This is a genomic window from Streptococcus sanguinis (assembly GCF_900635155.1).
GTDB classification, from domain to species: Bacteria; Bacillota; Bacilli; order Lactobacillales; family Streptococcaceae; genus Streptococcus; species Streptococcus sanguinis_G.
Map to the genome: position 1 here is coordinate 1281543 of NZ_LR134002.1, position 21571 is coordinate 1303113.

The following is a 21571-nucleotide window of genomic DNA, read 5'->3' on the forward strand; positions in this document are numbered from 1 at the left end:
CCTACAATATGACACATATTTCATAATTTTGGAGGTAAATATGGCGAAATGGATTTACTCCTTCGAGGAAGGATGTGCAGATGACAAAGCCCTGCTTGGCGGAAAAGGAGCCAACCTAGCTGAAATGACCAATTTGGGACTGCCTGTCCCTCCAGGTTTTACTATTACCACAGAAAGCTGTATCGAATATTTAGAAAGTCCTTTTTTCTTTGAATCTTCTTTAAAAGAAGATGTTTTGAAAGCGATTACCGAATTAGAAGAGAAAACCGGTAAATATTTCAGTGGCAACGACTCTGCCTTGCTCTTAGTGTCTGTTCGAAGCGGAGCTAAGTTTTCCATGCCGGGCATGATGGACACTATTCTCAATCTAGGACTCAATGACTTAAGAACCCAGACTCTGGCTGAGCAGACTAATGCTGACTTTGCCTACAACTGCTACCGCCGTCTGCTGCAAATGTTTGCTGATGTAGTTTATGGCATTTCCAAGGATGAGTTCGATGATCTCTTGGGCTATTTTGAAAAGAATGCTGGGAAACAGGCCAAGGATTTCACACCGGAAGAACATCAGGCGTTGATTGAGCAGTATAAGCAGCTTTATCGTGAGCATCATCAGACCTTCCCCCAAAGTTCTAAAGAACAGCTCTATGCTGCTATCAAGGCGGTCTTCAAGTCTTGGAATAACCCTAGAGCTAAGGTTTACCGCAACTTGAATGATATTCCTCATGACTTAGGAACGGCGGTTAATGTCCAAGCCATGGTTTTCGGAAATAGCGACCAAGCCAGTGGTACAGGAGTTGTCTTCACGAGAAACCCTGCCAGTGGTGAGCATCAGCTATTTGGCGAATTTTTGCTCAATGCACAAGGAGAGGATGTCGTAGCCGGCATTCGAACCCCTGAGCCAATCGCTGCACTTGAGACAGCTCTCCCTCAGGCCTATGCAGCTTTCCAAGACTATGCTAAGATTCTCGAAAACCACTATAAAGACATGCAAGATATCGAATTTACCATCGAAAAGGGTAAACTCTATATTCTCCAAACTAGAAACGGCAAACGAACAGCCAAGGCTTCTTTGAAAATCGCCTTAGATCTGGTAGACGAGGGCATTATCAGCAAAAAAGAAGCCCTCCAGCGCGTATCTCCTGCTACGATTAGCCAGCTCATCCATCCTGTATTTGAAGAAAAAGCTCTGCAAGATGCTCCTTTCTTGGCTCAAGGACTGCCAGCAAGCCCTGGTGCTGCAACTGGCGAGATTGTCTTTACAGCTGAGCGCGCCAAAGACTACCACTCCTTGGGTAAAAAGGTCATTTTAGTCCGTCAGGAAACTTCCCCTGAAGACATTGAGGGCATGGTTGTCAGCCAAGCCATCGTAACCAGTCAGGGCGGTATGACCTCTCACGCAGCTGTCGTAGCTCGGGGAATGGGAACCTGCTGTGTGGCTGGCTGTGGAGAGCTGACCATCAGCGAGGAAAGCAAAACTGTTTCCTGTGGAAGTCTTGTTTTGACTGAGGGTGATGTCATTTCAGTTGATGGCAGCACGGGGCGCATTTATAGCGGAGAGATTCCGACTGTCCTAGTCGAAAATGACAAAGAACTCCAACGACTGCTTTCATGGGCAGATAAAGTCGCACAGCTCAAAGTCCGTGCCAACGCAGAGACCGTTCAAGATCTGAAAACAGCTATTAAGTTTGGGGCAAAGGGCATTGGTCTAGCTCGTACCGAACACATGTTCTTTGGTCAAGAGAGGATTCTGGAAATGCGGCGCCTGATCCTGGCTGACAATGAATTGGAAACTAGATCCGCCCTCAAAAAACTGCTGGAGTTCCAAGAAAATGACTTTTATCAAATGTTCCAAGCAGTTCAGGACAAACCGATGATTATACGACTTTTGGATCCACCAATGCATGAATTTCTACCTAAAGATTCACAGGAAATCAAGGCTTTGGCTGACAAACTACACAAATCGCCAGAAAAACTGACTCGCCGCATTGAACAGCTGCAGGAAAGCAATCCTATGCTGGGTCACCGCGGCTGTCGCCTGGGGATTACGCAACCAGAGATTTACAAAATGCAGGTCGAAGCCGTCTTCAAGAGTGCTATCAAGCTGAGTCAGGAAGGATTGACCGTCAAGCCAGAAATCATGGTTCCGCTGATTGCAGACAAAGCTGAGCTGGACTCTGTCAAAGTCTTTCTCATCCAACATATCAACAAGCTCTTTAGGCATCAAGGTCAGGAGCCTTTCCCTTATGAAATTGGAACCATGATCGAACTCCCACGTGCCTGTCTGGTTGCAGACCAGCTGGCTCAGGAAGCGGACTTCTTCAGCTTTGGTACTAACGACCTGACCCAGATGACCTATGGCTTCTCACGGGATGATATTGGAAAATTCATCAGCCATTATAAGGAGAAAGAAATCCTTCCTTTTGATCCTTTCCAAAGTGTTGACCAGGACGGCGTTGGTGAATTGATGCGGATAGCCATCAGCAAGGGCCGTCAAGTCAAGCCCGACCTTCCTATCGGCATCTGCGGTGAGGTCGGTGGCGATCCGGCTTCCATCCCCTTCTTCCAAGAAATTGGTGTCACCTACGTCTCCTGCTCTCCTTATCGGGTTCCAGCAGCAAGACTGGCTGTCGCTCAAGCGGCACTCCAAGATGAAAAGGCGTAATTACTTTGCTATTCTAGCTCAAGAAGCTGCTCAATCCAAATTTGAGTAGCTTCTTTTCTTAACAGCAATCTTCTGTGTGCGTTTTCATAGATAAAAATTTGATTTTTTTAAGACATTTTCAGATAAAAAACGTATAATGAGAGATGAGACATCAATTGAAATTTTAAAAGGAGATTCTTTCGAGCATGGAAAACTATTCTCGCAGTAATAAAAACAAGACAAAATCATCTAAAAAACCTACTAAACAGCATATTAAAACCGGCCTTTCAGCCTTCCAAAAGACTATTGCAACGATTGCCAGTATCTTATCCATCATCATTGCCAGCATCACGATCATGAATCTGACCAGTCATAAGGATGAAAAATCAAAATCGGATACCAGCAGCTCTACTGCAACGACTACCATTATCAAGGAAATCGAAAAAGAAACAAGCAGCCCTGCTTCAACGGCTGCAACTGATACTGCTGCTTCCAGCAGCGATACAGCAGCGGTTGAGACTAGTGCATCTAGCTCTGCAGCAGATACAGCAGCAGGCGACACTACTGCTTCTAGCTCTGCGGCAGACACTGCAACCAATACACAGACAGAAGCTTCAAACTAAACAAGCAGAAAACGCCCAGCTCATTGAGCCAGGCGTTTTTCTTGTATTCATCAAGTAAGCTTATTAGACTATCACTTCCGATACATCTTGACTTGAAGATAGAGATCGTTGTAGGTTCCCAGCCATTTAGGGCCCAACTGCTCATAAACTTCCAGATGTTTCATCGTTTCCTCAGTCGGATAAAAAGCCTCATCTTCCTGAATTTCCTTAGGCAACATGGCCTTGGCAGGAAGATTTGGTGTCGAATAACCAACATAAAGGGCGTTCTTATAAGCATTTTCCGGTCTCAGCATAAAGTTAATAAACTGATAGGCTGCTTTTTTATTTTTGACGGTTTTGGGAATGACAATATTGTCAAACCAAAGATTGCTGGCTTCTGTTGGCACGACATAGCGTAGGTCTTCATTGGCCTCCAGCATCTGACGAGCCTCACCCGAAAAGGTTACTCCGATAGCTGCATTGTTCTGAATCATGTATCCCTTCATCTCATCAGCCACAATGGCCTTGATATTTGGCGTCAGAGTGTAGAGCTTGTCGACAGCCTCCTGTAACTGATCTGCATCTTTGGAGTTGAGACTATGACCGTCTGAGTTCAGACCAATTCCCATGACTTCACGGGCTCCATCAATCATCATGATGGAGTTTTTGTATTCAGGACGCCAGAGATCATTCCAATGCTCAGGAGCTTTATCAACCATTTTTTCATTGTAGACAATGCCCAGCGTTCCCCAAAAATAAGGAATCGAATACTGATTTCCCGGATCAAAAGGCTGGTCTAAAAAGTCAGATCCGATATTTTCTAACCCCTTAATCTGGCTATGATCCAGCTTCTCTACCAAGCCTTCTTTCATCATCTTGGCAATCATATATTCACTGGGAATAGCAATGTCGTAGGTTGTGCCGCCCTGCTTCACTTTCGTATACATGGCTTCATTGGAGTCAAAGGTATCGTACTGGATTTGGACACCAGTTTCCTTAGTAAACTCAGTCAGCAGCTCAGGATCGATATAGTCACCCCAGTTGTAAATGACCAGCTTATCGCTCTCCTTGCTCTGCGTCCGACTTTCAATCTGGTAACTGACACCCCACAAAACTATGATAATCAGCAGAATCCCCGCTAAAAATGAATAGAGCTTTCTCATACAGTCTCCTCCTTCTCACGGGTGATAAAGTAATACCCAATTACCAAAGCAATGCTGAAGAGAAAGACCAAGGCTGACAGGGCATTGATTTCCAGAGAAATTCCCTGACGAGCACGGGAGTAAATCTCAACAGACAGAGTAGAGAAGCCATTGCCTGTAACGAAGAAGGTCACAGCAAAGTCATCTAGCGAATAGGTAAAAGCCATGAAATAGCCAGCGATGATGGCTGGAGTCAGATAAGGCAGCATGATTTCTTTCAGCATTTGCAATTGGCTAGCGCCTAGGTCATAAGCAGCCTTAATCATATCATCATTCATTTCTTTCAGACGCGGAAGAATCATCAGCACCACAATCGGAATAGAAAAGGCAACATGGCTAGCCAGCACAGACAGGAAGCCCAGCTGGAATTTTGCAGTGGTAAATAGAATCAGAAAACTTGCCCCAATCATGACATCCGGTGCCACCATGAGGATATTGTTGATAGACAGAAAGGCATCCTGATATTTCTTGCGGACTTGATAGATATAGATGGCTCCAAAAGTTCCAATCAGCGTCGCAATCAATGAAGACAAGAAAGCTAGAAAGAAAGTCTGAACCAAAATCAAAATCAGGCGTGAGTCCTCAAAGAGATTCTGAAAATGACTAAGACTGAATCCTGTAAAACGATTCATGTCTTCCCCTGCATTAAAGGCATAAGCAATCAGGTAAAAGATAGGGATGTAGAGCACCAAAAAGACAAAGGCTAGATAGAGATTTGCAATTTTTTTCATCGCCCTCTCCTTTCCTTGGTTGCCCACATGGTAAAGAGCATGGCAACAATCAGTACCACTCCGATAGTGGAGCCCATACCCCAGTTTTGAGTAGTCAGGAAGTGCTGCTCTATGGCAGTTCCTAGAGTAATTACCCGATTACCCCCGATTAAGCGGGTCAGCATGAAGAGGCTGAGACTAGGGATAAAGACTGACTGCACTCCACTTCTGACACCATTCAAGGACAAAGGGAAAACAACCCGACGGAAAGTTTCCCAGCGATTAGCTCCCAAGTCGTAACTGGCATTGATAAGATTAGGATCCAAATCATCCAGAACATTGAAAATGGGCAGAATCATAAAGGGCAGCTCGATGTAGCTGGCTACAAAGATAAATGAAAAGTCCGTAAAGAGAATCTGCTGCGGTCCTACTCCGATAAAAGTAAGAAATTGGTTAATTGAGCCATTCTGACCAAAAATTCCGATAAAAGCATAAGCTTTGAGTAGGAGATTGATCCAGGTCGGCAGGACAATCAGCATCAGCCAGAGCTGCTTGTGCTTGAGCTGAGTCAAAAAGAATGCGGTCGGATAGGAAATCAGCAGGGTTACAACAGTAATAATTCCTGCATAAAGGACCGAGTTCAGACTCATCTTGAGATAGGTCCAGTTCTGCGACGTGAAGTAGGTCTGGTAATTTTCCAGAGTAAACTGCCCTTCAATGTTAAAGAAGGATTTCCAGATAATCATGACAACAGGTGCCAGGACAAAGAGGAAAATCCAGAGTAGGTAGGGCAAGAGAAAAAGATTAGAGGTTGTTTTCTTCATCGCGTTCCTCCTCAATGGCATTGATCAGACCCGCTTCTTGCTCTTCTACTTCAACATATTCTTCGATACGGGCATCGAATTCTTCTTCTGTTTCATTGAGACGCATGATATGGATATCCTCCGGCTCGAAATGCAGACCAATTTCTTCACCAACAATGGCCTTGCGAGTCGAGTGAATCATCCATTCATTGCCCAATTCATCATAAGCAATAATCTCATAGTGAACGCCACGGAAAAGCTGGGTGTCAACTTTAACCTGCAGCTTGCCTTCTTCTGGCAGAGTAATCCGCAAATCCTCCGGCCGAATCACCACCTCGACAGCTTCATTTGGGCGCATCCCGCCATCCACTGCTTCAAAGCGCTTGCCATTAAACTCAACCAGATAGTCCTCAATCATCTTACCAGGCAGAATATTGGACTCGCCAATGAAGGTTGCAACAAAGTGATTAATAGGCTCGTCATAAATATCAACAGGTGTTCCCGACTGAACAATCTCGCCATCATTCATAACGAAAATCCAGTCGCTCATAGCTAGGGCTTCCTCTTGGTCGTGCGTGACAAAGACAAAGGTAATACCCAGACGCTGCTGCAATTCCCGCAGCTCATACTGCATGTCCGTGCGCAGCTTCAAATCCAGAGCAGACAGAGGCTCATCCAGCAAAACGACCCGCGGCTGATTGATGATTGCCCGAGCAATGGCTACACGCTGACGCTGACCGCCCGACAGTTTGCGAATAGAACGGCGTTCAAAGCCTTCCAGCTGAACCATTTTCAGTACTTCAGCAACCCGCTCTTGAATTTCTTTTTTATCAACCTTGCGCAAACGCAGCGGAAAGGCAACATTTTCAAAAACATTCATATGCGGAAACAGTGCATAGGACTGAAAAACCGTGTGGACGTCTCGTTTATTAGTGGGAATATCATTGATGCGAACACCATCAAGAAAAATATCCCCGTCTGTCGCGTCCAAAAGACCGGCAATAATGTTCAGAATCGTTGATTTTCCAGAACCAGAAGACCCCAGCAAAGTATAGAACTTTCCTTCTTCCAGCTCGAAATTAATATCTTTCAGAACGACAGTATTATTATCTTCAAAAACTTTTGAAACGTTTTTAAACTCGATGATTGGTTTTTTCAATTGTCATAAATTCCTTCTTTCTCGTATTAACAGATTAAGGGTTCTGTCAGACCGCTGCTACCTCGTGAGGGCTGTAAAGGCCCTTTATAAATTCCGTGTCGATAGGCTTTCACCCCCTTACTAAGTTGCAGCTAGCTGCAGTTCCTTATCCAGCATACTTCTACTGGAAACCAATCTGTCTTACAGAGATTCACCAATGATGCGGACTTCGCGCTCCAGAGTAATACCTGAATTTTCCCGCACCCTTTCAATCACATGGGCAATAAGATTTTCATAATCTTGAGCCGTTCCTTTATCGACGTTAATCATAAAGCCAGCATGCTTCTCGGATACCTCTACACCGCCGATACGATGACCCTTAAGGCCTGCTTCACTAATGAGCTGACCAGCAAAGTGACCCAAAGGACGCTTGAAAACAGATCCGCAGGACGGATATTCCAAAGGCTGCTTGAGCTCCCGCAGATGGGTTAAGCGCTCCATTTCCTGACGAATAGTTCTGTGAACACCGGGCGAAAGAGCAAACTTAGCAGAAATAACAATGTCGCCTGTTTCCTGAACTAGTGAGTGACGATAGCCAAACCTCATATCTCGAACGTCCAGCGTTTTGACTTGCCCCTGAGGCGTCAGTACCTTACAAGATACTAAGACATGAGCAATCTCTCCGCCATAAGCCCCAGCGTTCATAAAGACAGCTCCGCCGACGCTGCCAGGAATACCACAGGCAAACTCAAAGCCAGTCAGACTATTCTGCAGGGCGATATGGGTTGTCTGAATCAGATTAGCTCCAGCTTCTGCCTCAATCATATAGCCATCTACCGTTACATTGTTGAGCTTGTCAAACATAATGACAAAACCTCGGATACCACCGTCTCTCACAATGATATTACTGGCATTTCCCAGCACCATCCAAGGAATGTCTTCTTGATTGGCAAAATTGACAACACGAGCCAGCTCATAACGATTGCGGGGGAAAACTAAGAAATCGGCTGCGCCCCCGACCTTTGTATAGGTGTATTGACTCAAAGGCTCATTGAAGCGAATGTCGATTCCTTCTAATTCAGTTTTTAATTTCTCTAGTTTTTGCATGATTTTCTCTCTTTTATGTAAACAAAATACACTCTATTATATCAAAAATCTATGGCATTTACGATAGATTACAAAGAAAAAGCTGAGAAAGGTCAGCTTTTTAATGCTTATAATTGTCTAGTAGCAAAACGCTGTATTTGAGTAGAAAGAGCATTCCTGATGGCGCCAAAAGCTCCAGCTCCAGTGAAAACATAGAGCAAAATCAAGTTAAACCAATAGTTATCTGGGATGATGCCATTAAAAATTGATTCGTTGACGACTGAAAAGGCATCAAATACATTCACATCTGGATATTCTCGAACAAGTAACAATGCATAATCAAACTGATTGACTAAGAAAATCACTAAGACCATGAACACGATACTAATAGCAATACCAACTTTTGACAGCTTTTTACCCAGCAACTCATACCCTTTGATAGTACAGTAACCCATGGCCAGTCCTCCAGCAACAGCCACATAGTTCATCTGAGCTATCAACAAAATCACCGCTCCTCCGATGAGACTGCCAACAAAAGCGCCGACAATACCGCCAACCATATTTTCTTTTTGATTATCATAAGTCTGATTTTCCAGCGAAAGGCCTGAACTCAGGCTTTCAAAGCTCTGCCGTGACAAAATCAGGATATTTCCTCCCAATTGATAAACATCAATCTGCCCAGGCTCACCACTCTGCTCACAAACATTTACAAAGCCTCTTTCCTTGAAAAAGACAAGTGCTTCTTGAACAGCTTGTGTAAGAGCTTGATTGGTCTTGGCCTTAGCATAAAGTACCAGCTTGCAGTGATTCATTTGGCTACTGGTGAGAACCTCTGAGTTTTTAATCAAGTCATCAAAGGCATTTGGCGCAGTAAAAGCATCGCCGGCTTTAACTGAAAAACAAATCCTATATTGCTTTCTTTGCTCAGTCGGCTCAATATAGAGCGTGTATCCGTCTATTTGTCCGAAGACAATAGACGAAAATTCATCAAACTGCAAGCCCAACTCCGTCGCCAGAGCCTGTAATTCTAAATGTTCCATAAAGTGAATTATCCTCCTTTAAGCTAGCCCCATTATAGCACAGTTAGGTATAAAAAGATAGGGATATCAACTCCTTCTATTTTGTACGTTCTTAGAAAAGAAAAAAAGAGGCTCATAGAAAACCTCTTGATGATTTATTTTTCTACTCGGACGCCCTCTGTGTCTACCTGAAGTCGGAAGATTTGCCCCTTGAAAGTCTGTTTTTGCAAAAGCTGGTAAATCTTCTCTGTTTTGTTCTTAGGTGATAAGACCATAACGGTCGGACCAGCTCCTGAGATATAGGTTGCATAAGAGCCATTTTTTCTGGCCAAGAACTTAATATCTGAAAATTCCTTGATCAAAGGCTGACGATATTTTTCGTGGAACAAATCTGACTCAATAGCCCGACCTGCGATTTTCATATCACCTTTTAAAAGAGCCGCAATCGCAACATTGGCAATAGAGCTGGCCGCCACAGCTTCCTTGTATGAAAGGCGGCTCGGCAAGACCCTACGACTCTCGACCGTCCGAAGCTCATAGTCAGGGATATAAGCGATGAAGTCGGCTTCTGGAAAATCCGACACCACAGCAGATACTTGATTTCTAGATGAGCTAGATACGACCAAATTTCCGTAAATCGCTGGCGCAACATTGTCAGGATGGCCTTCAATCTTTGTAGCGATTTTCAGTTTCTGATAATCCGACAAATTAAGGTGAGCCAGCTGGTTGGCCAATTCAATCCCAGCCACAATGACCGAGCTAGAAGACCCAAGTCCACGAGCCAATGGAATATCACTGGTCATTTTCAAACGGCGTGGCTGAATATCTGGTGCCAACTGCAGGGCAATCTTAACCAATAAATTGCGCCGGTCCTTAGGAATTCTCGGATTAAGGTCATGCTCAATCACCCAATCCTGACTTTCTTCCAAGACTTCAATTTCCAGATATTTTGACAGGGCCACTCCAACAGAGTCAAAGCCAGGACCGATATTGGCACTGGTCGCCGGTACAATAATTTTCATCTTAATCTCCTAATACTTTGAAGGTATTGAGCAAGTCGAACTCAGCGACCTCTTTAAGCTTAGCAGTGACATTTTCCAGCTGCGTCTTGCTGACTGCATGGGTAATAATCACCACGCGAGCCTTCTCGCCATCTGTACCTTCCTGCAGAATCTGCTTAAAGGAAACATCCTCAGCATTGAAAATCTCAGCCAAATGCAGAACTTGACCTTTAGAGTCAGGTGCCAAGATAGAGAAGTAATAGCTGCTCTTCACATCTTCGGGATTAGCCAGCACTAACTCACGACTGAATTCATTAAAGGCCTTGCCAACTGTTCCTTCATTCAAACGTCGGCTGATGCGAACAATATCTGCCACAACACTAGTTGCTGTTGGTTTTTGCCCAGCTCCCGGTCCGTAGTACATGGATTCTCCAATACCGATGGACTCGACAAAGACAGCATTCATTACCCCATTGACACTAGCCAGCGGATGAGCTTTAGGCAGAAAAGTTGGAGCTACTTCTGCTGCAATACCCGATTCTGTTTCTTCAATAGAACCAACCAGCTTGACTACATAGCCCAAATCTTGAGCAACAGCCACGTCTTCTGGTGTGATATGACGAATTCCCTGATGCCCCACATCTTCAAACTTAACGTTCATACCAAAAGCGAACTGGCTAAGAATGACCATCTTGTAAGCCGCATCAATGCCATCTACGTCATTGGTTGGGTCGCTTTCTGCAAAGCCAAGACGCTGTGCTTCAGCAAGAGCGTCTTCATAAGACCAGCCTTCTTCTACCATCTTGGTCATCATAAAGTTAGAGGTTCCATTGACAACACCCAAGATACGAGTAATTTTGTCAGAAGCCAGTGAATTAACCAAGGTACGCAGGATTGGAATTCCGCCAGCAACAGCTGCTTCATAATAGAGAGCTACATTTTGCTTTTGAGCAATTTCCAGCAACTCTGCTCCGTGAACAGCCAACAAGTCCTTATTGGCCGTTACCACATGTTTGCCAGCTTCAAGAGCACGAGTGATGAACGTTTTCGCTGGCTCAATCCGTCCCATCAATTCTACAACGATGGTAATCTCAGGATCCTTCAGAATTTCTTCAACATTTGTGACAAAGTTAAAGTTATTTCCAGCTGCTAAAAGACGATCTTTTTCGGCATCATCTTTGACCAAGACTTTAGCAACCTCAATCTCTGAATGAGCCGCTTGAACGATTTTTTCTCCGTTTTCTTTCAGCAAAAAAGGCACACCACTGGCCACTGTTCCAAAACCAAGTAAAGCTATTTTAATAGACATGAAGCACTCCTTGAAAATTTCTTGTATAAAAAATATTATAACAAAATTATAAAAAAATGCCTACAAAACTACTTCTTTATTTGTTATAATAGATGTAAAATTCCGCAAGGAACAGCAATTTATTTTCAAAGGAGATACTATGACAGGAAAACACCGTGGAAATCGCATGCAGCAACGAAAAGCTAGGAAAAGAGCTATTTTACTTTCTCTGACAAGCTTATTACTTTTTCTCGTCCTGATTGTTGGTGGCTTTTCTTTGCTAGCCAAGCTGCAAAACTCGCACAACCAAAAAGAAGCGAATAGTGTGTCAACGAACCAAGTCAATACTTCATCTAAAACTTCGTCAGCACCGACTCGGGATAAAAAGACGACTTCTGATGACAACAGTAAAGGCAAGGTCAAATGGGTCAAGCAAGACAAGCCCGTTCAAGTTCCTATCTTGATGTATCATGCCATTCACGTCATGGATCCATCAGAAGCAGCTAACGCCGGTTTGATTGTAGATCCAGACACATTTGAAAGTCATCTAAAAGCTTTAAAAGACGCAGGCTACTACCCACTGACACCAGCTGAAGCGTACAAGGTCCTAACGGAGAACGTCCTGCCAGAAAACAAAAATGTCGTCTGGCTGACCTTCGATGATAGTTTAAAGGATTTCTACACTAATGCCTTTCCACTTCTCCAGAAATATGACATGAAAGCAACCAATAATGTCATTACTGGATTTGTTCAAGCGGGTCGTGAAGATATGCTGACACTGAATGAGATAAAGGAAATGAAGGACAAAGGCATGTCCTTTGAAGACCACACCGTCAACCATCCCGACCTCTCAGCAACGACAGAAGACCAACAAAAAATTGAGTTAAAAGATTCCAAGTCTTACTTAGACAAAAATCTGTCTCAAACCACAACCACCGTTGCCTATCCATCTGGACGATACAGTGATGCAACCTTGCAGATTGCTGAAAGCCTTGGCTACAAGATGGGATTGACGACCAATAATGGTCTAGCTTCCCTATCCAATGGCTTGCTCACACTCAATCGAGTTCGCGTTAACCCAACCACTACTGCAGAAGACCTCCTAAATGAAATCGCAACAAACTAATCTTAAAAAGCCTGTTTCAGACGAAGCAGGCTTTTTTCAATCCCTATGATTATAACTTCTTTCAATCACCAAAAAACACCAGTTCCAAAGAACTGGTGTAAAGGTTTATTTAGACTTGATATAGTTGATACCATCCGCTTTCGGAGCAACAGCTTTACCGAAGAATGCCGCAAGGACTACAATCGTCAATACGTAAGGCGCAATCTGCAGATAAACCTTTGGAACGCTTGAAAGCAATGGCAACTGGTTCCCGATAACCGCCAAACTTTGGGAAGCTCCAAAGAAGAGACTCGCCAACATGGCACCAATAGGACTCCATTTACCAAAAATCATAGCTGCCAAGGCAATAAATCCTGGACCTACGATAGTTGTCACAGCAAAGTTAACAGAGATTGACTGAGCATAAATAGCTCCACCAATACCACCGAGCAGACCAGAAATCATGACACCGCAATAACGCATGAGGTAAACATTGATTCCCAAGGTATCTGCCGCCTGCGGATGCTCTCCGACTGAGCGAAGACGCAGTCCAAATTTAGTCTTAAACATGACAAACCAAGCGAGGAAAGAGAAAGCAATGGCAAGATAACCAACCAAGCTTGTATGCTTGAAGAAAATGTCTCCCAAAACTGGAATATCAGACAGGACAGGGAAATTAAACTTCCCGAATGAACGCTGAATATTATCCGTTTGTCCCTTGTTATAAATAGCTTTAACAAGGAAAATTGCCAAGGCTGGCGCCAGCAAGTTCAGCACTGTACCACTCACAACATGGTCCGCACGGAAGTTAATGGTCGCTACAGCATGGATAAGAGAGAAGACAAGTCCGACCAAACCAGCAGCAATCAATGAAAGCCACGGAGTCGCGCTACCCAAGCTCTTTTCGAAAGTCAGGTTAAAGAGAACGCCTGTAAAAGCACCCATAACCATGATTCCTTCCAAGCCAACATTAACCACACCAGCGTGCTCAGAGTAGGCTCCGCCAATACTTGTGAAAATCAAGGGAGCCGCATAAATCAGCATAGATGATACTAATAAACCTAATACCGTTACAATATTCATCCTAGTTTCCCTCCTTCACTTTTTTAGCTTCCTGCCGACGATTTTTAAGGAAATCAAAGATCGTCATACCTGTCATACGCTCAATCAGATAGTGGGCGCTGACAAAGAAGATGATAGAAGCTGTTACGATGTTTACAAGTTCTGTTGGAATCTGAGCCACGTTCATACCTGGAGCACCAACACTCAGAACTGCAAAGAGGAAGGCTGCAAAGAGGATTCCAATTGGAGAGTTGGCAGCCAAGAGACTTACCGCCATACCATTGAAACCAACACTCAAGGAACTTCCTTGAACAAAGACATTCTGATAAGTTCCAAGTCCTTCTACTACTCCTCCAAGTCCTGCAAGAGCACCTGAAATAATCATAGACACGATAATAGTACGCTTAGATGACATCCCTGCATACTCGGATGCATTTGGATTAAGACCTACAGCACGAATTTCAAAACCAAGTGTTGTTTTCTTAAGCAAATACCAAATAACCACTACTGCAATCAAGGCAAAGAAGATACCGATATTCATCCGAGAGTTAGATGTAAGACTTCTCAACCACTCTGTTTGATAAATCGCATTGGCAGAAACACGCTTACTAGAGTCAATACTCTGCATCACAGATTTAGGGAAACTATGAATAACAGCATTTCCAACAAAGAGAACAATATAGTTCATCATAATGGTTACGATGACTTCACTTGTTCCCAGATAAGCACGCAGAATTCCTGGAATAGCGCCGATAACACCACCAGCTGCTGCCGCAATGACTACAGTAGCTAATAACATCAGCGGACGAGGTAAATTAGGGAAGGAAAGTGCAAACCAACCAGCCATAATCCAGCCAGCCAAGGCCTGTCCTGGAAGTCCAACATTAAAGAACCCAGCCCGGCTAGCTACAGCAAAGCCCAAACCGATGAGAATCAGAGGTCCCATTGCACGAGAAATTTCACCCAAACTTCTCAAAGAACCAAAAGCTGTTTTAAAGAGGGATTCATATCCCCAGAGGGCATCATAGCCAAAGATGAGCATGACAACCGCTCCCAATAAAATCCCTAGAACAACTGAGATTAAGGGAACTGCAATCTTTTGTGATTTCTTAGACATTTGATTCTCCCTTCTGGATCCTACCGCCGGCCATGAGAATACCAAGCTCTTGCTTATTGGTTTCCTCAGGATTTACAATCCCCTGAATCTTACCATCGTGAATAACTGCGATTCTATCTGAAACATTGAGGATTTCATCTAGCTCAAAGCTGACAACGAGGACAGCCTTACCTTGGGTCCGTGCTTCAATCAAGCGTTTATGGATGTATTCAATCGCCCCAACATCAAGTCCGCGAGTTGGCTGACTGACAATCAGAAGGTCTGGATCACGATCCATTTCTCTAGCAATAATCGCTTTCTGCTGGTTTCCTCCTGAAAGTGCTGAAGCAGGTACATATTCGCTGGCCGCCCGAACATCAAACTCATCCATCAACTTACGAGCGTAAGAATAAATTTTACCATAGTTCAAGATTCCGTTTTTACTGAGCGGTTCTTTATAATAAGTCTGCAGAGCAATATTTTCAGAAATAGACATTGCCAAAACCAAACCGTCACGGTGGCGATCTTCAGGAACGTGGCTGACTTTCATTTCAGTAATCTGCCGCGGCTGCTTGCCAATAATAGACTGGTTCTTAATTGTAATCTCACCAGAGCTTGTTTTTCTAAGTCCAGTAATAGCCTGAATCAGCTCGGTCTGGCCATTGCCGTCAATACCAGCAATACCTACAATCTCACCAGCACGAACATCAAGAGAAAGTCCCTTAACAGCTGGAACACCACGGTTTTCTTCAACAACAAGATCCTTGATTGACAAAACAGTTTCTTGAGGATTAGCAGGCTCTTTCGCTGTCTTGAAGGAAACAGCACGTCCAACCATCATTTCAGCCAAATCTTGGTTAGTAGCACCAGCGATTTCAACTGTTTCAATGGATTTTCCGCGACGAATAACCGTTACGCGATCAGAAACTGCCCGAATCTCATCCAACTTGTGAGTGATGAGAATGATAGATTTTCCTTCTTTGACGAGGTTCTTCATGATTTTCATCAATTCATCAATCTCAGCTGGCGTCAGAACGGCTGTTGGCTCGTCAAAAATGAGAATGTCTGCCCCACGATAAAGAGTCTTGAGGATTTCAACCCGCTGCTGGGCACCGACAGAAATATCTTCAACCTTAGCAGATGGATCAACTGCCAAGCCGTATTTCTGAGAAAGTTCCTTGATTTCTTTAGTAGCACCTTTCAAGTCCAACACACCATTTTTTGTGATTTCACTTCCAAGGATGATATTTTCAGCAACAGTAAATGCTTCAACAAGCATAAAATGCTGGTGCACCATCCCGATACCAAGTGAGGCCGCCTTTGATGGAGAGTCCAGCTTAACTGACTTCCCATTCACTACAATCTCACCGCTGGTCGGCTCAAGCAGGCCAGCCAGCATATTCATTAAGGTTGACTTGCCGGCACCATTTTCTCCCAAAAGAGCGTGAATTTCACCTTTTCTGAGTTCCAAATTGATTTTATCATTGGCTACAAATTCACCAAAAATTTTGGTGATTTCTCGCATTTCAATGACATTTTCATGTGTCATGGCTCTTTCCTTTCCAGAATTTCATTTTATTTCAATAAAATTTACTAGCACAGCCAGTGCTAATAAATTCTATTGACACAAAGGCGTCTCAATTTCAAAAAGAAGCGACCCTACACGGTCGGATCGCTCTTAAATTGTTTTATTTGTCAGGAACAGTGATGCTGCCGTCAAGGATTTTTGCTTTCGCTTCTTCAACAGCCTTTTTAGTATCTTCTGACAGGTTTGTAGTTGTCAAGTCAACTCCACCGTCTTTCAGACCGAAGGTTGTAGTTTTACCGCCTGGGAATTTACCTTTAGCAGTTTGGTTAGCGATGTCTTGGACAGTCTTACCAACTTGTTTCAAGCTTGATGCCAAAACAAAATTAGACTCTTTACCATCCTTAGACTTGTATTTACCTTCTTCAGTTTGGTCACGGTCAACACCAAGTACCCAAACTTTTTCATCTTCATTTCTTGTTTCGTTGATTGACTTAGCTTCGTTAAATACTCCGGCACCAGTTCCACCAGCGACTTGGTAAACCACATCAGCACCTGCAGCATATTGGGCAGCAGCAATTGTCTTACCTTTAGCAGCATCGCCGAATGAGCCAGCATAGTCTACTTGAATCTTGATAGATGGATCAACTGATTTCACACCAGCTTCGAAACCTTTTTCAAAACGTGTGATAACTGCTCCTTCTATACCACCTACGAAACCAACTTGTTTTGTCTTAGTAGTTTTTGCAGCAGCAACACCAGCAAGGTAAGCAGCTTCATTATCAGCAAAGACAGCTGAAGCAACATTCTTTTGTCCTTCGATAACATCATCGATAATAACATAATTGATTTCTGTGTTATCTTTGGCAGCAGATTCAACCGCATCACGAAGGGCAAATCCGATACCAAATACTAGCTTGTAACCATCTGTAGCAGCTTGATTCAGGTTGTTTGCGTACTGAGACTCATCATTAGATTGGTAGTAAGTGTAACCATTGTCTTTTGAAAGACCGTTTTCTTTACCCCAAGCTTGCAAACCTTCCCAAGCTGACTGGTTAAATGATTTATCATCAACACCGCCAGTATCTGTTACGATAGCAGCTTTCAAGTCAGTTTTCGCATCTGAAGAATCTGAGCGAGAAGCACGGTTTCCACATGCAGCAAGTCCGATTGCTGCGACAGTTACTAGACCAAGACCTAGCCATTGTTTTTTGTTCATTTCTGAACCTCCTAATTAAGATGTGCAACACAGTTGCAAGTTTGAGTTTGGTCAGATGACCGATAACAGACTTATGTTAAATCTGTAAAAGAATATGGAAGTAATTCCTTGACCGTCATCACGACCGTCGATTTATCTTTAGCGACCAAGGTCACTTTTAGATCCTCAGCAAAAAATTCTGCCATTACTTGGCGGCAGGCACCACAGGGTGATATGGGTTTTTCCGTCTCACCATAGACAATCAGCTCCTCGAAGTCTAAAACTCCTTCTGAAACTGCCTTAAATATAGCTGTCCGCTCTCCACAGTTGGTCAAGCCAAAACTGGCATTTTCAACATTAACGCCAGTAAATATCCGTCCGTCTTTAGCGACCAAAACTGCTCCGATAGGGAAATGAGAATAGGGAACATAAGCATTTTTACTAGCTTGGACAGCCAAGTCAATCAACTCAGTAGTCGCCACTAGCTTCTTCTCCCTTCATAATAGCCACACCGGCCGAAGTTCCAATCCGAGTCGCACCAGCTTCAATAAAGGCCAGAGCATCTTCGTAAGAACGAGCACCACCAGAAGCCTTGACCCCCATGTCTGGACCAACTGTTTTTCTCATGAGGGCGACATCTTCGACTGTCGCACCGCCAGTTGAAAATCCTGTAGATGTCTTAACAAAATCAGCTCCAGCTTTCTGAGCCAGTTGACAAGCCTTAACCTTTTCATCATCTGTCAGCAGGCAAGTTTCCAGAATCACCTTGACTAAGGTACCGTTAGCAGCTTCTACAACCGCACGAATGTCTCGCTCTACCAAATCATAATCTTTAGATTTCAGAGCACCGACATTGATGACCATATCCACTTCACCAGCACCCTTTTGGATGGCGTCCTTCGTTTCAAAGGCCTTTACATCGGAAGTGTTGGCGCCTAAAGGGAAACCAATTGGTACACAAACCTTGACGTCTGAGTCTTTCAGCTGCTCTGCAGCAAACTCTATCCAGGTTGGATTGACACAGATACTGGCAAAATCATAAACTTTTGCTTCTTCAATTAACTTCAGAACCTGCTCTTTTGACGCTTCTGGTTTTAAAAGCGTATGGTCTATGTATTTGTTTAATTTCATGTTGGATTCTCCTAGAATTAAGAAATTACCTCGATAATCTCGTTCACTGCAACGCTTTCATTACCTATTTTAACATTTTTTTGAAATTCTGTAACTAGTTCTTGAGAAATTTTTTCATTTGAATAAATTTTTGCGAAAACTTCTCCAATTTCGATCTTGTCTCCGACTTTCTTTTCAAAAACAATTCCTGTTTCATAATCCAAGTCGTCAGATTTAACTGCCCGTCCTGCTCCCAGTCTCATGGCAAAGAGGCCAAATTCCATGGCAGGCAGTTCAGTGATATAACCTGCCTGTTCAACCCTTACTTCTAAAACATGAGCTGCACTGGATGGACGATAGAGGTCTTCCAAGTCACCACCCTGGGCTGCAACCATAGCTTCAAATTGCTTCAAGGCAGCACCATTGGTCAGCTGTTCTCTCACTTCTTCCACCGTTTTCTCAACATCTGCCAGTCCGAGCATAATCTGAGCCAACTCACAAATAAAAGTTGTGATATCTTCACGGCCCTTGCCTTGCAAGATATCCAAGGCTTCCAAAATTTCCAGACGATTACCGATGCTAGTTCCCAGAGGCTGACTCATATCAGTCAGAACAGCTACTGTTTTTCTGCCGACAGCCTTGCCCAAATCCACCATGGTGCGCGCTAACACACGAGCATCATCAATATTTTTCATAAAGGCGCCTTCACCAACCGTCACATCCAGAAGGATGCTATCGGCACCAGCAGCAATTTTCTTACTCATGACAGAGCTGGCTATCAGCGGAATCGTATCAACAGTTGCGGTTACATCTCGCAAGGCATAGAGTAGCTTATCCGCCAACACCAACTGATCTGACTGCCCGATTACAGACAAGCCGATTTCCTGCACCTGCTTGATAAAGTCTTCCTGACTGCGCTCTACCTGAAATCCTTTAATGGATTCCAATTTATCAATGGTTCCTCCAGTATGGCCCAGCCCGCGGCCGCTCATTTTAGCAACGGGCACACCAAAGCTAGCCACCAAAGGAACCAAGACCAGAGTCACTTTATCACCAACACCTCCGGTGGAATGTTTGTCTACTTTTATACCTGCGATTTCTGACAGGTCAAACTGCTCACCAGTCCCAACCATGGTCATGGTTAAGTCTGAAATTTCCCGAGTTGTCATGCCCTTAAAATAGACAGCCATTGCAAAGGCTGCCATCTGATAGTCCGGCACCGTCCCGTCCACATAACCCTCAATCAGCCACTGAATTTCCTGACTGGTTAGCTCCAAACCGTCTCTCTTCTTTTGGATAATATCAACTGCACGCATCTTGTTTTTCACTCCTTAGTATATAGTAGCCTTTGTCCTTCTTGACAATCTCACAGTTTCCAAAAACATCTTCCATCTTTGACTTGGCGCTGGGTGCTCCCTGCTTCTTCTGAATCACAAGGGTCAAATCTCCGCCTTCTGTCAAATGCTCATAGCTTCCTCTGATGACGTCGTGCACGACTTGCTTACCAGCACGAATAGGCGGATTACTGATAATATGGTCGAAAATTCCAGTAACCTTTTCATAGACATTTGACTGGAAGATATGAGCAGATACCTGATTCCTCTCAGCATTCTTCTGAGCTAAGTCCAAGGCCCGCTGGTTGATATCCACCATGGTCGCAGTTACTCCCTGCGCTTTGGCTAAGGTCAAACCTAGAGGCCCATAGCCGCAGCCAACATCCAAGACCCGTTCTCCAGCTTCAAAGTCCAAGACAGACAAAAGAACCCGACTGCCATAATCAATCATCTTTTTACTGAAGACACCAGCATCTGTCAAAAAAGTCAGCCTCTGTCCTAACAGTTCCACATTTAATTCATGAATATCATGTTTGGCATCAGGATTTTCTGCAAAATACATTTTAGTCATACAACCATTTTATCATAATTTTCCTAGAATTGTAAATCGTTTTCATTTCTCCAAAAAGTATGTTATACTAAAGTCCATCATACAGGAGTAACTTATGACTAACGAATTTCTTCACTTTGAAAAAATCAGCCGCCATACTTGGCAAAACCTGCACCGTAAAACAACTCCGCCTCTGACTCAGGCGGAACTTAACTCCATCAAGAGTTTCAATGACAAGATTAGCCTGCAGGATGTGACGGACATTTATTTACCCTTGACTAACCTCATTCAAATCTATAAACGTTCCAAGGAAGACTTGGCTTTTTCCAAGGGAATTTTTCTACAAAAGGAAAGCCGGAAACAGCCCTTTATCATCGGAGTTTCTGGCAGTGTGGCCGTTGGGAAATCCACCACCAGCCGGTTGCTGCAGATTTTACTTTCTCGGACTTTTTCAAATGCAACAGTCGAGCTAGTTACCACAGATGGTTTTTTATTTCCGAATAAAACCTTGGAAGATCATGGCATTTTAAACCGCAAGGGTTTTCCAGAAAGCTATAATATGGAGCTGCTTCTTTCCTTTCTAGATAGCATAAAAAACGGTCAGGATTGCCAAATTCCAGTCTACTCGCATGAAACTTATGATATCGTCCCTCAGGAAATGCAAGAGGTAAAGGCTGCTGACTTTGTTATTGTCGAAGGCATCAATGTTTTCCAGAATCCTCAGAACGAGCGCCTATATATGACAGACTTTTTTGACTTTTCTATCTATGTTGATGCTGAAGTCGAAAATATTGAAAATTGGTATCTAGATCGCTTTAAAAAAATGCTGACGCTGGCTGAAAACGATCCCAAAAACTACTACCACCGCTTCACCACTCAAGCAGAAGAGGAAGTGGTAGCTTTCGCCCATAATGTCTGGAAAAGCATTAACCTTGTCAACCTGCTAGACTACATTGAGCCAACCCGCAATCGGGCAGAAATTATCCTGCACAAAGCCGAAAATCATGAAATTGATGAAATTTACTTAAAAAAATAAAAAAGCTTGTCAAATCCTAACTTTTCATATATAATTAGATAGTTAGTATTTTCAATGGAGGTGAA

At 43.6% G+C, this 21571-nt stretch carries 20 protein-coding genes; 4 read left to right on the forward strand and 16 right to left on the reverse strand.

The window, feature by feature from the left end:
- Nucleotides 1–40 precede the first annotated feature (40 nt).
- Together ppdK and ELZ47_RS06595 are read left to right on the forward strand one after the other, a co-directional pair.
- Nucleotides 41–2662, forward strand: a complete 2622-nt coding sequence (gene ppdK, locus ELZ47_RS06590) for a pyruvate, phosphate dikinase (protein ID WP_126435624.1) — start codon at nt 41–43, stop codon at nt 2660–2662.
- A gap of 185 nt (nt 2663–2847) precedes the next feature.
- A complete protein-coding gene (locus tag ELZ47_RS06595; RefSeq protein ID WP_125330961.1) occupies nt 2848–3264 on the forward strand; it encodes a DUF6556 family protein in 417 nt (138 codons plus the stop codon).
- Between the two features lie 71 nt (nt 3265–3335).
- Here the strand turns inward: ELZ47_RS06595 and ELZ47_RS06600 are convergent, their stop codons facing one another.
- The 8 genes from ELZ47_RS06600 to ELZ47_RS06635 form a co-directional block, all read right to left on the reverse strand.
- Nucleotides 3336–4406: an ABC transporter substrate-binding protein gene (locus ELZ47_RS06600; protein ID WP_125330962.1), complete on the reverse strand. Its 1071-nt coding sequence runs from the start codon at nt 4404–4406 to the stop codon at nt 3336–3338.
- Nucleotides 4403–5176, reverse strand: a complete 774-nt coding sequence (locus tag ELZ47_RS06605) for an ABC transporter permease (protein ID WP_125330963.1) — start codon at nt 5174–5176, stop codon at nt 4403–4405. The genes ELZ47_RS06600 and ELZ47_RS06605 overlap by 4 nt, the downstream gene beginning before the upstream one ends.
- Nucleotides 5173–5979, reverse strand: a complete 807-nt coding sequence (locus tag ELZ47_RS06610) for an ABC transporter permease (protein ID WP_002895634.1) — start codon at nt 5977–5979, stop codon at nt 5173–5175. Before ELZ47_RS06610 ends, ELZ47_RS06605 begins: the two co-directional genes overlap by 4 nt.
- Nucleotides 5960–7117, reverse strand: a complete 1158-nt coding sequence (locus tag ELZ47_RS06615) for an ABC transporter ATP-binding protein (RefSeq protein WP_002906676.1) — start codon at nt 7115–7117, stop codon at nt 5960–5962. The genes ELZ47_RS06610 and ELZ47_RS06615 overlap by 20 nt, the downstream gene beginning before the upstream one ends.
- Nucleotides 7118–7297: 180 nt before the next feature.
- Nucleotides 7298–8203, reverse strand: a complete 906-nt coding sequence (gene murB / locus ELZ47_RS06620; RefSeq protein ID WP_125330964.1) for a UDP-N-acetylmuramate dehydrogenase — start codon at nt 8201–8203, stop codon at nt 7298–7300.
- 107 nt (nt 8204–8310) lie between these two features.
- Nucleotides 8311–9222 carry a hypothetical protein gene (locus tag ELZ47_RS06625; RefSeq protein WP_125330965.1) on the reverse strand — a complete coding sequence of 304 codons (912 nt, stop codon included), beginning with the start codon at nt 9220–9222 and terminating at the stop codon, nt 8311–8313.
- A gap of 134 nt (nt 9223–9356) precedes the next feature.
- Complete coding sequence (gene thrB, locus ELZ47_RS06630) at nt 9357–10223, reverse strand: homoserine kinase (RefSeq protein WP_125330966.1); 867 nt, start codon at nt 10221–10223, stop codon at nt 9357–9359.
- A gap of 1 nt (nt 10224) precedes the next feature.
- On the reverse strand, nt 10225–11511 hold the full coding sequence (locus tag ELZ47_RS06635; protein ID WP_125330967.1) for a homoserine dehydrogenase: 1287 nt from the start codon (nt 11509–11511) through the stop codon (nt 10225–10227).
- Nucleotides 11512–11650: 139 nt separating this feature from the next.
- Here ELZ47_RS06635 and ELZ47_RS06640 point away from each other — a divergent pair, with 139 nt between their 5' ends.
- Nucleotides 11651–12616 (forward strand): polysaccharide deacetylase family protein, encoded by a 966-nt coding sequence (locus ELZ47_RS06640; protein ID WP_125330968.1) that lies wholly within the window; start codon nt 11651–11653, stop codon nt 12614–12616.
- 105 nt (nt 12617–12721) lie between these two features.
- On the opposite strand, the gene ELZ47_RS06645 is transcribed toward ELZ47_RS06640, so the two are convergent.
- From ELZ47_RS06645 to ELZ47_RS06680, 8 genes are all read right to left on the reverse strand, one after another.
- Nucleotides 12722–13678, reverse strand: coding sequence for an ABC transporter permease (locus tag ELZ47_RS06645; protein WP_125330969.1), 957 nt, complete (start codon nt 13676–13678; stop codon nt 12722–12724).
- A gap of 1 nt (nt 13679) precedes the next feature.
- Nucleotides 13680–14774 carry an ABC transporter permease gene (locus tag ELZ47_RS06650; RefSeq protein WP_072073878.1) on the reverse strand — a complete coding sequence of 365 codons (1095 nt, stop codon included), beginning with the start codon at nt 14772–14774 and terminating at the stop codon, nt 13680–13682.
- Nucleotides 14767–16302, reverse strand: coding sequence for an ABC transporter ATP-binding protein (locus tag ELZ47_RS06655; RefSeq protein WP_125330970.1), 1536 nt, complete (start codon nt 16300–16302; stop codon nt 14767–14769). The genes ELZ47_RS06650 and ELZ47_RS06655 overlap by 8 nt, the downstream gene beginning before the upstream one ends.
- A 139-nt stretch (nt 16303–16441) precedes the next feature.
- The gene (locus ELZ47_RS06660; RefSeq protein ID WP_002895645.1) at nt 16442–17497 is read right to left on the reverse strand and encodes a BMP family lipoprotein; all 1056 of its coding nucleotides are present in this window, start codon (nt 17495–17497) and stop codon (nt 16442–16444) included.
- 71 nt (nt 17498–17568) lie between these two features.
- Nucleotides 17569–17958, reverse strand: a complete 390-nt coding sequence (locus ELZ47_RS06665; protein ID WP_002895647.1) for a cytidine deaminase — start codon at nt 17956–17958, stop codon at nt 17569–17571.
- Nucleotides 17945–18607 carry a deoxyribose-phosphate aldolase gene (deoC, locus tag ELZ47_RS06670; RefSeq protein ID WP_125330971.1) on the reverse strand — a complete coding sequence of 221 codons (663 nt, stop codon included), beginning with the start codon at nt 18605–18607 and terminating at the stop codon, nt 17945–17947. The genes ELZ47_RS06665 and deoC overlap by 14 nt, the downstream gene beginning before the upstream one ends.
- 17 nt (nt 18608–18624) lie before the next feature.
- On the reverse strand, nt 18625–19902 hold the full coding sequence (locus ELZ47_RS06675) for a pyrimidine-nucleoside phosphorylase (RefSeq protein ID WP_125330972.1): 1278 nt from the start codon (nt 19900–19902) through the stop codon (nt 18625–18627).
- Nucleotides 19889–20491: a class I SAM-dependent methyltransferase gene (locus tag ELZ47_RS06680; protein WP_125330973.1), complete on the reverse strand. Its 603-nt coding sequence runs from the start codon at nt 20489–20491 to the stop codon at nt 19889–19891. Before ELZ47_RS06680 ends, ELZ47_RS06675 begins: the two co-directional genes overlap by 14 nt.
- 94 nt (nt 20492–20585) lie before the next feature.
- Between ELZ47_RS06680 and coaA the strand changes: the two genes are divergently transcribed.
- Nucleotides 20586–21506, forward strand: a complete 921-nt coding sequence (gene coaA, locus ELZ47_RS06685; RefSeq protein WP_125330974.1) for a type I pantothenate kinase — start codon at nt 20586–20588, stop codon at nt 21504–21506.
- Nucleotides 21507–21571: the final 65 nt, after the last annotated feature.

What these genes read in the sequence shown, in the direction of transcription:
- ppdK (WP_126435624.1), top strand. Translation starts at nt 41, where the DNA reads ATGGCGAAATGGATTTACTCCTTCGAGGAAGGATGTGCAGATGACAAA.
- ELZ47_RS06595 (WP_125330961.1), top strand. Translation starts at nt 2,848, where the DNA reads ATGGAAAACTATTCTCGCAGTAATAAAAACAAGACAAAATCATCTAAA.
- ELZ47_RS06600 (WP_125330962.1), bottom strand. Translation starts at nt 4,406, where the DNA reads ATGAGAAAGCTCTATTCATTTTTAGCGGGGATTCTGCTGATTATCATA.
- ELZ47_RS06605 (WP_125330963.1), bottom strand. Translation starts at nt 5,176, where the DNA reads ATGAAAAAAATTGCAAATCTCTATCTAGCCTTTGTCTTTTTGGTGCTC.
- ELZ47_RS06610 (WP_002895634.1), bottom strand. Translation starts at nt 5,979, where the DNA reads ATGAAGAAAACAACCTCTAATCTTTTTCTCTTGCCCTACCTACTCTGG.
- murB (WP_125330964.1), bottom strand. Translation starts at nt 8,203, where the DNA reads ATGCAAAAACTAGAGAAATTAAAAACTGAATTAGAAGGAATCGACATT.
- ELZ47_RS06625 (WP_125330965.1), bottom strand. Translation starts at nt 9,222, where the DNA reads ATGGAACATTTAGAATTACAGGCTCTGGCGACGGAGTTGGGCTTGCAG.
- thrB (WP_125330966.1), bottom strand. Translation starts at nt 10,223, where the DNA reads ATGAAAATTATTGTACCGGCGACCAGTGCCAATATCGGTCCTGGCTTT.
- ELZ47_RS06635 (WP_125330967.1), bottom strand. Translation starts at nt 11,511, where the DNA reads ATGTCTATTAAAATAGCTTTACTTGGTTTTGGAACAGTGGCCAGTGGT.
- ELZ47_RS06640 (WP_125330968.1), top strand. Translation starts at nt 11,651, where the DNA reads ATGACAGGAAAACACCGTGGAAATCGCATGCAGCAACGAAAAGCTAGG.
- ELZ47_RS06645 (WP_125330969.1), bottom strand. Translation starts at nt 13,678, where the DNA reads ATGAATATTGTAACGGTATTAGGTTTATTAGTATCATCTATGCTGATT.
- ELZ47_RS06650 (WP_072073878.1), bottom strand. Translation starts at nt 14,774, where the DNA reads ATGTCTAAGAAATCACAAAAGATTGCAGTTCCCTTAATCTCAGTTGTT.
- ELZ47_RS06655 (WP_125330970.1), bottom strand. Translation starts at nt 16,302, where the DNA reads ATGACACATGAAAATGTCATTGAAATGCGAGAAATCACCAAAATTTTT.
- ELZ47_RS06660 (WP_002895645.1), bottom strand. Translation starts at nt 17,497, where the DNA reads ATGAACAAAAAACAATGGCTAGGTCTTGGTCTAGTAACTGTCGCAGCA.
- deoC (WP_125330971.1), bottom strand. Translation starts at nt 18,607, where the DNA reads ATGAAATTAAACAAATACATAGACCATACGCTTTTAAAACCAGAAGCG.
- ELZ47_RS06675 (WP_125330972.1), bottom strand. Translation starts at nt 19,902, where the DNA reads ATGCGTGCAGTTGATATTATCCAAAAGAAGAGAGACGGTTTGGAGCTA.
- ELZ47_RS06680 (WP_125330973.1), bottom strand. Translation starts at nt 20,491, where the DNA reads ATGACTAAAATGTATTTTGCAGAAAATCCTGATGCCAAACATGATATT.
- coaA (WP_125330974.1), top strand. Translation starts at nt 20,586, where the DNA reads ATGACTAACGAATTTCTTCACTTTGAAAAAATCAGCCGCCATACTTGG.